This window comes from Piscinibacterium candidicorallinum (assembly GCF_047549485.1).
In the GTDB taxonomy this organism is placed as follows: Bacteria; Pseudomonadota; Gammaproteobacteria; order Burkholderiales; family Burkholderiaceae_C; genus Piscinibacterium; species Piscinibacterium candidicorallinum.
Map to the genome: position 1 here is coordinate 1,657,523 of NZ_CP180191.1, position 16,119 is coordinate 1,673,641.

Genomic DNA, 16,119 nt, shown 5'->3' on the forward strand with positions numbered 1-16,119 from the left:
CTCAGCGGACGGTGAGCGTCCCGCGCGCTACGTGCACGCACTGGCCGCCCACCTGCACCTGCGAGGCCTGGCCAGCAGTGCGCGTGAACCGAAGGTGCAGCTCGCTCGAGCGATTGATCTCGACGCCCTGGATCACGGTCCATTCGAAGCGGCCGTCGGCGGTCTCGATGTGCGCGGCCAGGTAGCCGGCAAGGGCCGCGGCCGCGCTGCCCGTCGCCGGATCTTCCGGAAAGCCCAGGCCGGGGCAGAACATGCGGACGCGCGCGCGCCGTTTCTCCGCATCGATCTGCATCGGATACATCCAGGGCCGCTCGGCCAGTACGTTGGCCGAGATGCGCAGCGCGTTCCACTGCACCAAATCGAGAGCGGCGGCGCTCAGCGCGGAGCCATCGCGCAGCGGCACCATGGTGAAGGGCACGCCGCAGCTCCAGATCTCGCAGGGCGCGCCCGGCAGCAGTGACGTGCTGGACAAGCCGAGCATCGACGCCAGCGTGGGCGGTTTGAGCGGCGTGTGCGTCATGGCCGGATCACGCGGGCTCTCGAAGCTGACGCGCCCGGGGCCCTCCGGCGTGGCGTCCAGTGCGATGTGCGTCACACCCACGGGCAGTTCGAGCTGCATGCTCGTGGCACCAGGAACGCGCTCGCGCGCGATCGCGAAGGCCGTGCCCACCGTGGGGTGACCCGCAAAGGGCAGTTCGCTCTCCGGTGTGAAGATGCGCACGCGCGCCGTGTGGGACGGATCGGCCGGCTTCAGGACGAAGCTGGTCTCGGAATAGTTGAACTCACGCGCGATGCGCTGCATCGCTTCGTCATCGAGCGCGTCTGCATCGAACACGACCGCGAGCGGGTTACCGCCAAACCGTTGGCGGGTGAAGACGTCGCAAGTGATATAGGGGAGTTCGAGCGCCATGAAGTGTGCAGGCAACGAAAGGGCACTGATGATGCGATGTGACCAGTCTGTTACGAAAGCTACGATTCAGTATATGTAACTACTTGTTTAGCGCAATGCGGAGAACCGCCGCAGCAGAACAATCAAGGCAACAACGGCCGCGGCAAACACCCAGAGAAACCAGGGGATGGCCTCGCCAAAGAACAGACCCGCCGCGGCCGCCGTCATAAAGATCTGCAGCAACTGAATTTGCCCGACGCGCGCCACGCCGCCACGCGCAAGGCCGCCGTACCAGGCAAAGAAGCCCACCAGTTGGGACATCACCGTCACATATGCAAAGCCGCTCCAGGCCCCCAGCCCGGCCGAGGTCAGTGCCGGCGCCTGTAGCGCCATCAAGCCACCAGCCACCGGCACGCTGAGCGGCAAACTCAGAATCAGCGCCCAGCAGATGGTCTGCCACGCGCCCAGGGTGCGCGAGGCCACGCCGCCCGCGGCATAGCCCAGCGCGGCCGCGAGCACGGCCAGCAGCATCAGCGCGTCCCCCGCATTCCAGGTACCCCCGCCCGCCAGCCAGGCAAAGGTGCATACGAGACCGGTGCCCACGGCGCAGAGCAGCCAGAAGGCGCGTGGCAGCCGCTCGCGGTAGAGCAGGGCAGCAGCCAGCGCGGTGAAGAAGGGCAGCAAGCCGTTGATCACGCCGGCGTGCGAGGCATTGACGAACTTCACCGCCAGTGTGGACAGCAGCGGAAACCCCACCACAACGCCCAGGGCGGCCCAGAGCACATCACGCCATTCACTGCCTTGCGGGCGGCGCACCTTGAGCGCGAGCACGATGGCCGCGGCAAGCACACCGGCACCCGCCATGCGACCGAAGGCCACGAACAACGGCGGCAGCTCCGTGTTGGCCAGACGCGTCATCGGCAGCGAGAGCGAAAACACCATCACACCCAGCAGGCCGAGCAGCAGGCCGCTGCCTGCGCGGCCGGCGGCTGTGCTTTGGGTGGGTGCGATGACCGGCTCCGTGCCGGATACGACGTCAGTCGTGGTCAGCGCTGCGGCAGTCTGCCGCGCCGGCTGATAGTCAGTGCCCTGTGTCGCCATTGAAAAATCCAAAGACCGTAGCGGTGCACCATAGTGTTTTTCTCCAATACACTCCCGGTACAGTTGATCATTCACAGAGGAAAGCGTGATGGCATTGGAACGAGAACAGAGCATCGTCCCCGGCAACCTGGCTGAGGCGCGCCCGGCCCCGGTCAAGCGCAACGAAAACCTCGATCGCGCCGCCGACGAGACCCTGGTCGATCAACTGGTGCAGCGGTTTCGCCGCCGCATCGAGGAGCGCATCCTCAAGCCGGGCGGCAAGCTGCCCTCGATCCGCCTGCTGGCCGAGCGCGAAGGCGTCTCGCGCTTCACGGTGGTCGAGGCCTATGACCGGCTCGTCGGCCAGGGCCTGATCGAGTCCAAGCGTGGCAGCGGCTTTTTCGTCAGAGAGCGAACGCTCGCGCCCGCCAAGCCCCTGGCCGTGCCCGAGCACCAGACCATGGATACGGTCTGGCTGCTGCGCAATCTATTTCGTGACGTCGGCGGGCCACATCACATGCCAGGCACCGGTACGTTCCCGCCCGAATGGCTGGACGCCGAGCTGATTGCCCACGCACTGCGCGCCTACGCCAGAGGAGACGGCACCAGCCTGCTGCGCTATGGCACGCCCTACGGCTACGAGCCGCTGCGTGAACAGCTGACCATCAAGCTGGCCGAACTCGAGATTCAGGCTGCGCCTCAGCAGATCCTCACCACCACCGGCGTCACCCAGGCGCTCACGCTGGTGGCGCGGCAGCTCGCGCAGCCGGGCGACGTGGTGTTCGTCGATGACCCCGGCTGGTTTGTGCTCTTTGCCGCGCTCAATGCCCAGGGCCTGCGCGTGATTGGCGTGCCGCACACCCATGACGGCCCGGACCTGGCCGAGCTCAAGCGTCTGGCCGAACTGCACAAGCCCAAGCTGTATGTGATCAACAGCGTGCTGCACAACCCCACCGGCCACAGCCTGTCGGCCGCCAAGGCCTTCCAGATCCTGCGCCTCGCCGAGCAGTTCGACTTTCACATCGTCGAAGACGACGTCTATTGCGACTTCCACCCCGGCAGCCACATCCAGCCGGCCACCCGACTGGCCAGCCTCGATCAGCTCAAGCGCGTCATCTATCTGGGCAGCTTCTCCAAGACCCTGGCCGCCAACCTGCGCGTGGGCTTCATTGCCGCCGAAGTGGGGCTGGCCGCAAGCCTCGTGGACCAGAAGATGCTGCTCTCGCTCACCAGCCCCGAGATCGGCGAGCGGGTGGTGCACAAGGTGCTGTCCGAAGGGCACTACCGCAAGCACGTGGAGCGTCTGCGCCACAAGCTGGAGGGCCGCCGCGCCGCCACGCTGAAGGCCCTGGAAGGCGTGGGCGTGAAGTTCCCCAACCTGGCGCCTTGCGGCATGTTCCTCTGGGGCGATCTGGGCGTGGACTCCCTGCAGGTGACCAACGCCGGCCTGGACGAGAACTTCGTCTTTGCCCCCGGCAGCCTGTTCTCACCTACCCAGGCGCCCAGCACTTGGATGCGCTTCAACGCCGCCACCTCCGGCCACCCGCAGATGCTGCGCTTTCTGGCGCAGAGCATTGAGCAGGCGGCGCGGGGCTAGAACCGGCTCCCGCTGCGCCGCCGCGGCCTTGAAACCGCGGCGGTCGCCCATAATTCGCAGCTGCCAAGGCCTTTTGGAGTGAATCCAGAAGGCCTTTCCGCTTGTCTGCGGGTTTCGCGGCGCATGCGCCGTGCGCAGACAAGGGCTCGCGCCTGCCAGCGCGAGCTCCGTTGCGGTCTGGAATTGGCTTTCCGCTTGTCTGGTGCGGATCTTCAGTCATTTTGGCTTGAAGAACCGCATGAATCCTCGTTCTACGTTTTCGAACCTGAGCCATGAGCACCGAAACCCTGGGTTTTCAAGCCGAGGTGAAGCAGCTGCTTCACCTGATGATCCACAGCCTGTACTCCAACAAGGAGATCTTCCTGCGCGAGCTGGTGAGCAATGCCAGTGACGCGCTGGACAAGCTGCGCTTCGAGTCGATTGCCAATGCAGAGCTGGCCGAGGGTGCAGGCGAGCCGCAGATCACCGTGAGCTTCGACAAGGCGGCCAAGACGGTGACGATTGCCGACAACGGCATCGGCATGAGCCGCGAGGAAGCCATTGCCCACCTGGGCACGATCGCCAAGAGCGGCACAAAGGAGTTCTTCAGCAAGCTCTCCGGCGACCAGCAGAAGGACGCCGCCCTGATCGGCCAGTTCGGCGTGGGCTTCTATTCCAGCTTCATCGTGGCGCACAAGGTCACGGTGCTGACGCGCCGCGCGGGTACGGCCTTCAACGTGGCAACGCGCTGGGAAAGCACCGGCGAGGGCGACTTCACGGTCGAGCCAGCCGAAAAGCAGAGCCCGGGCACCGAGATCACCCTGCATCTGCGTGACGATGACCTGGAGTTTGCCGACCGCTGGCGCCTGTCTTCGATCATCAAGAAGTACAGCGACCACGTCGGCTTCCCGATCCGCATGAAGAAGCAGGAGTGGGATAAAGACGCCGGCGAATACAAGCTGCTCGACGAATGGGAGACAGTCAACCAGGCTGCCAGCCTCTGGACGCGCAGCAAGAGCGACATCACCGACGAGCAGTACACCGAGTTCTACAAGAGTCTGGCGCATGACATGCAGGCGCCGCTGGCCTGGACGCACAACCGCGTCGAGGGCCGCAGCGAGTACACGCAGCTGCTCTACCTGCCGGCCAAGGCGCCGTTTGATCTGTGGGACCGCGATCGCCCGGCCGGCGTGAAGCTCTACGTCAAGCGTGTCTTCATCATGGACGACGCCAAGGAGCTGATGCCGGTCTATCTGCGCTTTGTGCGCGGTGTGATCGACTCGCAGGACCTGCCGCTGAACGTCAGCCGCGAGATCCTGCAGGAAAGCCGCGATGTGCGCGCGATCCGCGAAGGCTCCACCAAGCGCGTGCTGTCGATGTTGGAAGACCTCGCCGAGAACAGGAAGGACGACTACGCCGGCTTCTGGAAGGAGTTCGGCCAAGTGCTCAAGGAAGGCCTGGGCGAGGACTTCGCCAATCAGGAGCGCATTGCCAAGCTGCTGCGGTTTGCCTCCACGAGTGCTGACGAGCAGACCGTCTCGCTGGCCGACTACGTGAGCCGCATGAAGGAAGGCCAGGAGGCGGTCTACTACATCACCGCCGACAGCCTCGCTGCCGCCAAGGCCAGCCCGCATCTGGAGATCTTCCGCAAGAAGGGCATTGAAGTCCTGCTGCTGACCGACCGCATCGACGAATGGATGCTCAGCCACTTGAACGAGTTCGACGGAAAGCCGCTGGCCAGCGTGGCCAAGGGGGGCGTGGACCTGGGCAAGCTCGAGGACGAGGAAGAGAAGAAGGCTCGCGAGGAAACCGCCGAGCAGTTCAAGGAACTGATCGAAGGCGTCAAGAAGGTGCTGGGCGAGCGCGTGAAGGACGTGCGCACCACCAGTCGCTTGACAGACAGCCCCGCCTGCCTCGTGGTGGACGAGCACGAGATGAGCGCCAACCTGCAGCGCCTGCTCAAGCAGGCCGGCCAGAAGGCGCCGGATGTGAAGCCGATTCTTGAGATCAACCCCACGCACCCGCTGGTCTCGCGCATGAAGGCGGACTCCGCCCGCATCGAGGACTTGTCGCACGTGCTGCTGGACAACGCCCTGCTGGCTGAAGGCGGCAATCTTGAAGATCCGTCGGCCTACGTGGCGCGGATCAACAAGCTGTTGCTTGAGCTGGGTGCCTGATCGCAGACGCACCGCCCCAGCCGTGCAGACGGCGGGGGCGGGTCGCCGGCAGGTCGGGCTGGCGCCCGTTGTGCATGCACACACGCGGGTGCTGATCCTCGGCAGCTTTCCCGGCGCGGCCTCACTGGCCGCACAGCGCTATTACGCCCATCCGCAGAACCACTTCTGGTTTCTGCTTTCTGCCATCCTCAACGAGCCGCTGATCCACTGGCCCTACGCGCTGCGCTGCGAGCGCCTGCTGGCGCGCGGCATCGGCCTCTGGGATGTGCTGGGCGCCTGCCAGCGAGAGGGCAGTCTGGACAGCGCCATCGAGGCCGGTGAGCCGAACGATCCGGCTGCCGTGCTCGGGATGGCGCCGCGGCTTGAGCGGGCCTGCTTCAATGGCGCCTTTGCACAGGCACACCTGCATGTCTGGGCGGACGCAGGGCTGCAGGTCTTGAGCGTGCCCTCATCGAGCCCGGCCAATGCGGGCCACCGGTTCGACCACAAGCTGGCTGTCTGGCGCGCAGCCCTGCACCTGGAAGGACGCCCTTGAGCCCAGCGCGATCCCGTTCACATGCCGCAACCGAGTACGACCCGGTCACGATCTCGGAATCCGAAGGCATCCGCTATCTGCACTTTGGCAGCGAATGGGTGCAGGGCGCCATGCGCATCCGGCGGCCCTTCGACCTGGAGATCGACTACACGCGCGACATGATGGCCTGGGAAGGATTTATCGAAGCGCCAGAGCACATCGTGCAGCTCGGCCTGGGTGCAGCGAGCCTCACCAAGTACTGCTGGAGGCAGTACCCCAAGGCGCGCATCACGGCGGTGGAACTCAACCCGCAAGTCATCGCCTGTGCGCGGCAGTTTTTCAAGCTGCCGGCAGATGACGACCGGCTGAGCGTGGTGCAGGCCGATGCCTGGGAATGGATCGCGCACCCGCGCCGCAAGGCCAGTATCGATGCGCTGCAGGTGGACCTGTATGACGCGACGGCCTCCGGCCCGGTGTACGACGGCGAAGACTTCTACGCTGCCTGCCGCAAGGCCCTCGCGCCCGGTGGCGTGATGACCGTGAACGTCTTCGGCCGCGGCTGGGGTTTCGAGGACAGCTTTGCCGCGGTGTTTGCGGCCTTCAGCGGCCGCTGTGAAGCCCTGGATCCGGTGGACGCAGGCAACCGCATCATCGTGGCACAAAAGCTGCCGGCATGATGGCGGTTGCACGCTCGGACTCGGGTTTGTTTACGCCCCGGAACTTGGCGCGAGATCCCCAGGCGCGGCGTTCCGCGCAGGCGCCTAAACTCCAAGGCTTTCCTGATCAGAGCTGAGCCGCGCGCCGTCACGAGCTGCGTCGGGGCCAGCCCGTACCGAGAGGTTCTCAAATGCATGTCCAGTCCGGCGTTCGCGTGCTGCTCGCGACCCTTGTCTCCACTGTCGCCGCTCTGAGCGCAGGTGCTGCACTCGCGCAGACGAGTGCTGCACCCGCCACGCCGGCAGCGCCTGCACGTGTCGGTGTCACCGTGAGCCTCGCAGACTACGCACCGATCTTCGCGCGGTCTCTGGAGGCTCCAGCTGCCGACGACGCGACCAAGCTGCGCGCCTGGGCCCAGCAGGAAATCGCCGCCCGCCTGCTCAACGACGTTCTGGGCGAAGCCGCAGTCAACCAGGCGGTACTCGCAGCCTGGCCCAAGTACGACGGTGCAAAGGACACGCTGACCAAGGGCTTTTCCGGCCTGACGCCTTCGCCGGTGGATTCGATGAACCGCATCAACGGCGCGCTGCGTTTCCGTCAGGGCCTGAAGCTCAACTTTGTGACCTATGCCGGCTTCTTCGATGGCCGCGTACTGTCCACGGCCGACGAAGGCGTGGGCACGCTCCTGCTGCCCGTGGAGCAAGGCGGGGCGCCGATCGTGCCTGCGGTGTCGCGCGAGTATGCGCGGATCGTCGTCACGCAACTGCTCGGAGCCCGTGCCACAGGCCGCTCGCTGGCTGATTTGGCGGTTCATGAGGGGCTGGCGCTTCAGGTGGCGCGCCAGTCGCTGCCGGACGTGGACGAAGCCGCGTTCTTTGCCCCGGGCGAGTTCGCGCGACTGAACGCCCAGTCCGCCGAGCTGCTGCGCACGACCAAGGCTCAGCTGGCCGAGACGAATGCAGACAAGCTGGCACGCTGGATGGACAACCGCAACGGCCAGGCTGTGCTCAAGCCCGAGGCCGTGTTTGTGGGCTACCTGATTGTCGGCCGCTGGCTGCGCGACGGGGTGACGATCGAGGAAGTGCTGAAGACGCCGCGAGCCGACATGGCCCGCGTGGCCGGTCGCGTGATTGACCGCCTGCAGCAGGGCGCCAGGCGCTGAGCTGCTCGCCAGTCTCCCATGCCGAACGGCCCGCATTGCGGGCCGTTTGCGTCTCTGGCGTATCGCCTGCAAGACAGCGCTCGGCCGGACGGTCGGCCATTGACGATGTGCGGCATCCTCGCGAGCGGGTTGCAGCGCTAGCATTTGCCCATGTCGCAAATGCATCCCACGCAGCCCGCCATCGATGTCGCCGGGGTACGTCGAGTGCTGCAAGACCTATGCAGCGTTGCCTCGCAGGCCTGCACCCCGCCGCCAGCGTTTTCGGGCCGCCTCGAGGAATCTCTGGTGGAGAGCCTGCGCCGCCAGCTCTCCGACACGGGCTCGATCCGCACCGTCCTGGAGCGGCATCGACAGGCGTTCGTGTCCCTGTATCCGGAGGTGCTGCTCAAGTCGCTGCAAGGCGCGGTCGAGCGCAGCATCAACCAAGCGGGCCTCGGGTCGGATTTCTCTGCCATCTCCCTCGAGCTGATCCCTGAAGACGCGATCGTCCGGCGTATTCGCGTGGGTTATGCCGTCCGCGCAGTCAAGACCGAAGGGACCGAGGGCCTCGACTTCCTGAGTCACCGCATCAACGAACTGCTCAAGCAGGCGGGCTGCAAAGCCCGTGTGGATGCAGAGAACAATCCCTTCCGACCCGCGCTGTTCATTGACGCAGTGGGCGTGACCTGGCGTCAGGTCACTCAGGTCGATCGCGACGAGTTGATGGTGATTGACGGCTACGGTCCCTTGCTGGCCGCCACCATCGAGCACGCGCACAAGCTCCTCAATGAACGCCTGGACCAGCGCTTCCCGGTCAGTGCCGCCCGCCCGGTGCAGGCCGTGGCGCGCAGCAGCTCACCTGCCACAGCAGCTGCCCCGCGCCAGAGCGCAGCCGACGTGCTTCGCGCAAGCGGGGATGCGCAGTCCCTGGGCAGCGTGACCCGCCCGCTGCCGACGTCGACCCAGGACCGCATGATGCGCCGTCTTGCGGGTGAGCGGGCGCGTGATGCTTCGGGCGATGCAAGCCAGGACACCAATCTCTCGAAGATGCTTGAGCGTCTGCTGGCCATGTTGGAGGCCATGCCTTCCACAGCAAGCGTTCAGGCCCAGCCCAATGTCGCTGCTGCGCGCACCAGTGTGCCAGCCGGCATGGCCGGCGCGGCCGCCCAGCGCGGCGCTGCGACCGACCTCAACGTGCTGGCACGTCTGAACGAACTCGCTCGCGAGCATGCGGTCCAAGACGCTGATCAGCGCCGCCTCGCGTTGCTGGCGCAGGTGTTCGGTGTGCTGCTCGATGATCCCGCAGTCAATGGTCGGATCAAGGAGGTCATCGGCCGGATGCAGGTGCCGCTGCTGAAGGTGGCACTGGATGACAGCAACTTCTTCTTCGACGAGAACCATCCCGCCCGACGCGTGATGAACGAGCTGCTGGCCGCTGGCCTGCAGGATGAGGCGCCCAGCGATGAGCGCGTCGCTGCGCTCGATGCTCTGGTCGACCGTGCCGAGCGTGCTCTGATCGACGCGCCCGACGAGCAGGCGCAGCTGATGCTCGATCTGGACGAACTGCAGCGCGAGGAGCGCGAGTTTGCCAACACCATTGTCGCGGAGGTCGCGCCGGTTCCCGACACGGAAGCCGACAACGTGGAGGCCGCACGGCATGAGGTGGCGCAGATTCTGGGCGAACGGGTGAGCCGCGATGGTGTGCCCGAGTTCGTCGCGCAGGTGCTGAGCGATCAGTGGAGCGAAGTCCTGGCACTCGCCTACGTGCGCCGTACGACCGACCCCGCGGTGTGGCTCGACGCCGTGAGCGTCATGGATCTGCTCGTCTGGAGCGTGGTACCCGATGCGGCACCCGACTTCCGGACGCGGCTGATCAAGCGTCTCGCGGAACTCGTTCAGGGCCTGAATGCCGGCTTCGATGCACTCTCATGGAAGGGGGATGCGCGAGCCGAGTTCTTCGATCAGCTGGCGTTCTGGCATGCCGCGATCATGCGCACAGGGCGCGTACCGGACGAGCCGGATGCCGGGCGTCCCACCACTGTCATGCTGCACTTCGAGGCGGATCTTGACGCACTGTCACGCGGGCAGTGGCTGGAGTTCATTGACGAGCACGGTCCCGGCGAGATGTTCCGTATCTCCTGGATCAGCCCCATGCGCACGCGCTTTGTGCTCACCCCTGCCAAACGTGCCGGCGTGCGTCTGCTGACCGCGGTCGAACTGGGCAGCCGGATGGACACCGGGCTCATCCGCGTGGTGGACCGCGCAGCGGCCTTTGACCGGGCCTTGCAGCTCGCCGTGGAAAACGACGCGCTGGGTTGACGGAGTTATCGCGCAGACAAAAACGGGCAGCCTCAGCTGCCCGTGTTCCTTTGAAGCTGCGACGAACTACAGGGCGTCTGCAGCAAAGTCCGCCAGGCGAGAGCGCTCTCCACGCGCCAAGGTCACATGCCCACTGTGCGGCCAGCCCTTGAAACGGTCGACCACGAAGGTCAGGCCGCTGGAGCCTTCGGTGAGGTAGGGCGTGTCAATTTGCGCAATATTGCCCATGCAGACCACTTTGGTGCCAGGGCCGGCGCGCGTGATGAGCGTCTTCATCTGCTTGGGTGTGAGGTTCTGGGCCTCATCGATGATCAGGAACTTCTGCTGGAACGTGCGACCGCGCATGAAGTTCATGCTCTTGATCTTGATCTTGCTCTTGATCAGGTCGCTGGTGGCCTGCTTGCCCCACTCGCCGCCGTGACCGCTGCCTGAGGGGCTGCCGAGCAAGACTTCGAGGTTGTCTTCCACGGCGCCCATCCAGGGCGCCATCTTTTCCTCCTCGGTGCCCGGCAGGAAGCCGATGTCCTCGCCCACCGGCACGGTGGCGCGGGTCATGATGATCTCGCTGTACAGGCGTTTGTCCAGGCACTGCGCAAGCGCCGCAGCAAGGGTGATGAGTGTCTTGCCGGTGCCGGCCTGACCCAGAAGGGTCACGAAGTCCACCTCCGGGTTCATGAGCAGATTGAGCGCGAAGTTCTGCTCACGGTTGCGGGCGGTCACCCCCCACACTGCGTGCTTGGCGTGGGTGTAGTCCTTGACCGTACGCAACACGGCAGTCTTGCCGCTGATCTCGGTGACCTGTGCATACAGGCTCTGGCCGATGCCGTCGGTCGTCTCGTGGAACACGAACTGGTTGACGAGCATGCTGGCCACCGATGGCCCGGTCACGCGGTAGAAGGTGGCGCCGCCGTGCTGCCAGCTTTCCATGCCCTTGGAGTGCTTGTCCCAGAAGTCCGCGGGCAGGGCGAACACGCCGGAATACAGCATGTCGCGGTCTTCAAGGACCTTGTCGTTGAAGTAGTCCTCGGCTGAGAGGTTCAATGCGCGGGCCTTTACCCGCATGTTGATGTCCTTGGACACCAGCACGACTTCTCGGCCGGAATGCATTTCGGACAGGGCGCGCACAACGCCGAGAATCTGGTTGTCCGCCTTGCCGACGGGCAGAGTGGCGGGCAGTGCGTTGGCAGTGGCCTGTGTCTGGAAGAAGAGCTTGCCGGTGGCGTCCTTGTTGCCGAGCTTCGAAAGCGGGATGCCCTTTTCCATCGGCTCCGCGAAACCCTCAACCAACTGATCAAGCATGCGGCTGACGCTACGTGCGTTGCGCGCGACTTCGCTCATGCCCTTCTTGTTGTTGTCCAGCTCCTCCAGGGTCATCATCGGGAGGTAGATGTCGTGTTCCTCGAATCGGAACACGCTGGTGGGGTCGTGCAGCAGGACGTTGGTGTCGAGCACGAAGAGCTTGGCGGGGCCGGTGCCGCGGCGGGTCGCGCGCCCACTGTCTGCATGCTGCGTCGCGCGCTTGGCGCCGCCCAGTGTGGCGACGTTGCTTACCGGTTGGCGATCTTCTCGCTCCGCGCGGGGAGTGCGCAGGCCGCGACTGCGCGAAGGTTCGACGGCCGGAAGGCTCAATTCCTCGAACAGCGCCGGCTGCTCCACTGCGCGCAGTAGTGCAGGGCTTTGCGCAGCAGGTTTTGACGGAGCACTTGCCTGAACGCCTTGCGGTTTCTTCTGGGCAGCGGGTTTGCGGCTGCTGGCGCGGTGTTCTTCGAGATCGACGATGTCAGCGGGCTTGGCAGGTGCTTTGGGCAGTGGCATCCAGAGGCTCCGGTAGCGTGGGTGGGAAAGCTGGAAGTGCAGAAGTGAAAAAGCCGCTTGACCGGGTGAACCGGGCAAGCGGCCTGGATACGGCGGCCGATCGGGTGGGCACTGCGCTCAGGGCGCGGCGCGAATCAGAGCGACTTGACGTAGGCAAGAACCTCTTCCGCGTGGCCCGGCACCTTCACGCCGCGCCACTCCTTGGCCAGTACGCCGTACTGGTCGATGACAAAGGTGCTGCGTTCGACGCCTTGCACGGGCTTGCCGTACATGGTCTTGGTCTTGATGACGTCGAAGGAGCGGGTGAGCTGTTCGGCCACGTCCGAGATCAGCGGGAAGGGAAACTTCTCCTGTTCGCAGAAGGCCTGGTGGCTCTTCAGACTGTCGCGGCTCACACCGATCACTGCGGCGTTTTCCTTCACGAACTGGTCGTGCAGGTCGCGGAAGTTCTGGCCTTCCAGCGTGCAGCCGGGCGTGTTGTCCTTGGGGTAGAAATAAAGCACCACCTTGTGGCCCTTCAGCAGCGACAGGGTGATGTCGCCAAGGGTCGAGGGCGCCGTGAAGTCAGGAACCGGGTGGCCAAGTTTGATCGTCATGGGGTGATGCCTTTGGTGGTTTTAACTGGAAAGCTCGGGCTCGATGATGAAAGCGCCCACAACCCGCCGGCCTTCGGCCATCAGGATGTTGTACGTGCGACACGCAGCTGCGGTGTCCATGACTTCAAGGCCGATCCGTTGCCCGGCCAGCTGGGCGGCGACCCGCGGATGCGGGAAACGCTGCCTGCGCCCGGTGCCCAGCACAACGAGTTCGGGCTGCCCATCCGCGAGCTTCGAGACCGTGTCTGCATCCAGCGCCGCAATGTCCTGAACGCCCCAGGAGGCCACGGGGCCTTCAGGAGAGACGACGACGCTGTGCGGGAATGCGACGGCGTTGATTTCGATGCCGGCGGCGGAGTAGCCCGTGACCGTGTTGAGCGATGCGTTGCGAGGATCGGCGTGGAGCTTCACGGAGGACTGCGAGAGGTGTGCACACGGGGTGCAGCGACCCTGTCATTATACTCAGTTGTGCAATGCCGCATCGGGCTGCCATCCTGGCCGAAATTGATGCGCACCGAGCAACCCTACCCAATCCGAGTGGCGGTTGCCGGGATAACCCTAGTGACCGAACGCTTTTGAGTGCGAAGCACCCAGGCGCGGTTGCGTCGCTCCGAGCGCCTTGCCATGAAAACCATCGAGAAGTCCCAGAAGCTCTCCAACGTCTGCTACGACATCCGCGGCCCCGTGCTGGACCGCGCACGGCAGATGGAAGAGGAGGGCCACCGCATCATCAAACTGAACATCGGCAATCTGGCCGCGTTCGGCTTCGAGCCGCCTGAAGAGATCGTGCAGGACATGATCCGCAACCTGCCCAGCGCAGTCGCTGCCGGATACACAGACAGCAAGGGGCTGTTTGCCCCGCGCAAGGCCGTCATGCACTACACCCAGGAAAAGGGCATTGCCGGCGTGCATGTGGACGACGTTTACCTGGGCAACGGCGCCAGCGAGCTCATCGTGATGGCCATGAACGGTCTGCTCAACGATGGCGACGAAGTGCTCGTGCCCATGCCGGACTATCCGCTCTGGACTGCCGCTGCCACCCTCTCTGGCGGCAAGGCGGTGCACTACGTCTGCGATGAGCAGAGCGACTGGTACCCGGACATCGCCGACATCAAGCGCAAGATCAGCGACCGCACCAAGGCGATCGTCGTGATCAATCCGAACAACCCTACCGGTGCGCTCTACCCGAAGGAGGTGCTCGAGCAGATCGTCGAGGTAGCGCGTCAGCATCAGCTGATCGTGTTTGCCGACGAGATCTACGACAAGACCCTGTACGACGGCAATGTGCACACCTCGATTGCCTCGCTGGCCGACGACGTGCTGTTCGTCACCATGAACGGGCTGTCCAAGAACTACCGCTCCTGCGGCTACCGCTCGGGCTGGATGGTCGTCAGCGGCGAGAAGCGCCATGCGCGCGACTACATCGAAGGCCTCAACATGCTGGCCAGTATGCGCCTGTGCGCCAACACGCCCGGGCAGCTAGCAATTCAGACCGCACTGGGCGGCTATCAGAGCATCAAGGACCTTGTCGGCCCGACCGGGCGACTCACCCGGCAGCGTGACACGGCCTGGAAGCTGCTCTCGGAGATCCCTGGTGTATCCGTCGTCAAGCCGAAGGCGGCGCTCTACATGTTCCCGCGCCTGGATCCCAAGATGTACCCGATCGCCGATGACCAGCAGTTCGCCTACGAGCTGTTGGATCAGGAGCGTGTGCTGATCGTGCAGGGCACCGGATTCAACTGGAAGGATCCGGACCACTTCCGCCTCGTGTTCCTGCAGGACACGGACAACCTGACCGAATCGGTGAACCGCATTGCGCGCTTCCTCGACGGTTACCGCCGCAGGCATAACACGCAGCACCTCGTCAGCACACCGGCCAAGACTCTGCGCTCGGTGGCCTGAAGCACTCGCAAGGCTGCGTGGGCCAAGCTGCCGCGCGCAGATCTAAACAGAACATAAGGGAGAGTTCCATGGAAGCGATCCGAGTCGGGTTGCTGGGTGCCGGTGTGGTCGGCAGTGGCGTGGTGCATGTGCTCAAGCGCAACCGCGAAGAGATTGCACGCCGCGCCGGGCGCGAGATTCGTGTGGTTCAGGTGTGCGCGCGCAACCTGGAAAAGGCGAGACAGCTCGTGGGGGACGAGGTGCAGGTGGTGGCGGATCCGATCGCCATGGCGACGTCGCCGGACGTGGATGTGCTGGTCGAGGTGATTGGCGGCACCACCGTAGCCAAGGACGCGATCCTCGCCGCTCTGAAGGCCGGCAAGGCCGTGGTCACGGCCAACAAGGCACTGCTCGCGACCGCGGGCAACGAGGTGTTTGCAGCCGCGCGCGCCGGGCGGGTACCGGTCATGTTCGAAGCTGCCGTGGCCGGCGGTATTCCGATCATCAAGGCGCTGCGAGAAGGCTTGGCTGCCAACCGCATGCAGTGGGTGGCCGGCATCATCAACGGCACTACGAACTTCATCCTCTCTGAAATGCGCGCCAAGCGCCTGCCTTTCGATGCGGTACTCAAGGAGGCGCAGCGCCTGGGCTACGCCGAGGCCGACCCGACTTTCGACATCGAGGGCGTGGATGCCGCACACAAGCTCACGCTGCTGTCGGCCCTGGCTTTCGGGATTCCGGTGCAGTTCGACCGGGCGTCTGTTGAAGGCATCAGCAAGCTGCAGGCCGCCGATATCGCCTACGCCGAGGAGCTCGGCTATCGCATCAAGCTGCTGGGCATCACGCGCAAGCACGCGGCGGGCATCGAGCTGCGCGTACACCCCACGCTGGTGCCGGCCAAGCGCCTGATCGCCAGTGTGGAAGGCGCCATGAATGCCGTGCTGATCAAGGGGGATGCCGTGGGTGCCACGCTGTACTACGGCCCCGGCGCCGGCAGTGAGCCCACTGCGAGTGCCGTGATTGCCGACCTCGTGGACGTGACGCGCCTGTTCACCGCAGACCCCGAGCACCGTGTGCCAGCGTTGGCCTTCCAGCATGACGCGCTGGCCGCCACGCCCATCCTGCCCATGAGCGAGGTGGAGACCGCCGCCTACATGCGGCTGCGTGTGGCGGACCAGGCCGGTGTGCTCGCGGATATCACCCGCATCCTGGCTGACAGCAACATCAGCATCGACGCTGTGCTGCAGAAGGAAGCGGCCGATGGTTCGAGCGAGACGGATCTCATCATCCTCACGCACCGCACGAAGGAAGGCGCGGTCAACGCCGCGATCGCGCGCATGGAGATGCTGCGCAGCGTGAAAGGCAAGGTCGTCCGCATTCGCATGGAAGAACTTGCGTAGGCAGCCGCGAGGCTTTCCGCTGTATCCATGCGGGTTTTCAGGCAATTTGGCCTGAAGATCCGCACCAGGAGCGC

General features: G+C 64.9%; 13 protein-coding genes. 8 read left to right on the top strand and 5 right to left on the bottom strand.

The annotated features are described in order from the left end of the window. Position 1 precedes the first annotated feature (1 nt). On the bottom strand, positions 2-910 hold the full coding sequence (locus tag ACMDW7_RS07475; RefSeq protein WP_377301884.1) for a PhzF family phenazine biosynthesis protein: 909 nt from the start codon (positions 908-910) through the stop codon (positions 2-4). A gap of 87 nt (positions 911-997) precedes the next feature. Beyond that, positions 998-1,990, bottom strand: a complete 993-nt coding sequence (locus ACMDW7_RS07480; RefSeq protein ID WP_377301882.1) for a DMT family transporter — start codon at positions 1,988-1,990, stop codon at positions 998-1,000. A gap of 88 nt (positions 1,991-2,078) precedes the next feature. Between ACMDW7_RS07480 and ACMDW7_RS07485 the strand changes: the two genes are divergently transcribed. The 6 genes from ACMDW7_RS07485 to ACMDW7_RS07510 all read left to right on the top strand — a co-directional run bounded on the left by ACMDW7_RS07485 (position 2,079) and on the right by ACMDW7_RS07510 (position 10,353). Continuing rightward, on the top strand, positions 2,079-3,566 hold the full coding sequence (locus tag ACMDW7_RS07485; protein WP_377301880.1) for a PLP-dependent aminotransferase family protein: 1,488 nt from the start codon (positions 2,079-2,081) through the stop codon (positions 3,564-3,566). Between the two features lie 272 nt (positions 3,567-3,838). Further along, complete coding sequence (htpG, locus tag ACMDW7_RS07490; protein ID WP_377301878.1) at positions 3,839-5,722, top strand: molecular chaperone HtpG; 1,884 nt, start codon at positions 3,839-3,841, stop codon at positions 5,720-5,722. 22 nt (positions 5,723-5,744) lie between these two features. After that, the gene (locus ACMDW7_RS07495; protein ID WP_377302567.1) at positions 5,745-6,257 is read left to right on the top strand and encodes a DNA-deoxyinosine glycosylase; all 513 of its coding nucleotides are present in this window, start codon (positions 5,745-5,747) and stop codon (positions 6,255-6,257) included. Continuing rightward, a complete protein-coding gene (locus ACMDW7_RS07500; RefSeq protein ID WP_377301876.1) occupies positions 6,254-6,913 on the top strand; it encodes a methyltransferase domain-containing protein in 660 nt (219 codons plus the stop codon). The genes ACMDW7_RS07495 and ACMDW7_RS07500 overlap by 4 nt, the downstream gene beginning before the upstream one ends. A gap of 170 nt (positions 6,914-7,083) precedes the next feature. Next, complete coding sequence (locus tag ACMDW7_RS07505; protein WP_377301874.1) at positions 7,084-8,055, top strand: hypothetical protein; 972 nt, start codon at positions 7,084-7,086, stop codon at positions 8,053-8,055. Between the two features lie 150 nt (positions 8,056-8,205). Beyond that, positions 8,206-10,353, top strand: a complete 2,148-nt coding sequence (locus ACMDW7_RS07510; RefSeq protein WP_377301872.1) for a DUF1631 family protein — start codon at positions 8,206-8,208, stop codon at positions 10,351-10,353. Positions 10,354-10,419: 66 nt separating this feature from the next. Here ACMDW7_RS07510 and ACMDW7_RS07515 read toward each other — a convergent pair whose 3' ends face one another. The 3 genes from ACMDW7_RS07515 to ACMDW7_RS07525 form a co-directional block, all read right to left on the bottom strand. Continuing rightward, complete coding sequence (locus ACMDW7_RS07515; RefSeq protein WP_377301870.1) at positions 10,420-12,168, bottom strand: PhoH family protein; 1,749 nt, start codon at positions 12,166-12,168, stop codon at positions 10,420-10,422. 134 nt (positions 12,169-12,302) lie between these two features. Beyond that, positions 12,303-12,764 (bottom strand): peroxiredoxin, encoded by a 462-nt coding sequence (locus ACMDW7_RS07520; RefSeq protein WP_377301868.1) that lies wholly within the window; start codon positions 12,762-12,764, stop codon positions 12,303-12,305. Positions 12,765-12,785: 21 nt separating this feature from the next. Then, positions 12,786-13,175 (bottom strand): Mth938-like domain-containing protein, encoded by a 390-nt coding sequence (locus tag ACMDW7_RS07525; protein ID WP_377301866.1) that lies wholly within the window; start codon positions 13,173-13,175, stop codon positions 12,786-12,788. A gap of 213 nt (positions 13,176-13,388) precedes the next feature. Here ACMDW7_RS07525 and ACMDW7_RS07530 point away from each other — a divergent pair, with 213 nt between their 5' ends. Then, positions 13,389-14,666, top strand: coding sequence for a pyridoxal phosphate-dependent aminotransferase (locus ACMDW7_RS07530; RefSeq protein WP_377301864.1), 1,278 nt, complete (start codon positions 13,389-13,391; stop codon positions 14,664-14,666). A 68-nt stretch (positions 14,667-14,734) separates the two neighbouring features. Continuing rightward, positions 14,735-16,045 carry a homoserine dehydrogenase gene (locus ACMDW7_RS07535; protein WP_377301862.1) on the top strand — a complete coding sequence of 437 codons (1,311 nt, stop codon included), beginning with the start codon at positions 14,735-14,737 and terminating at the stop codon, positions 16,043-16,045. Positions 16,046-16,119 lie beyond the last annotated feature (74 nt).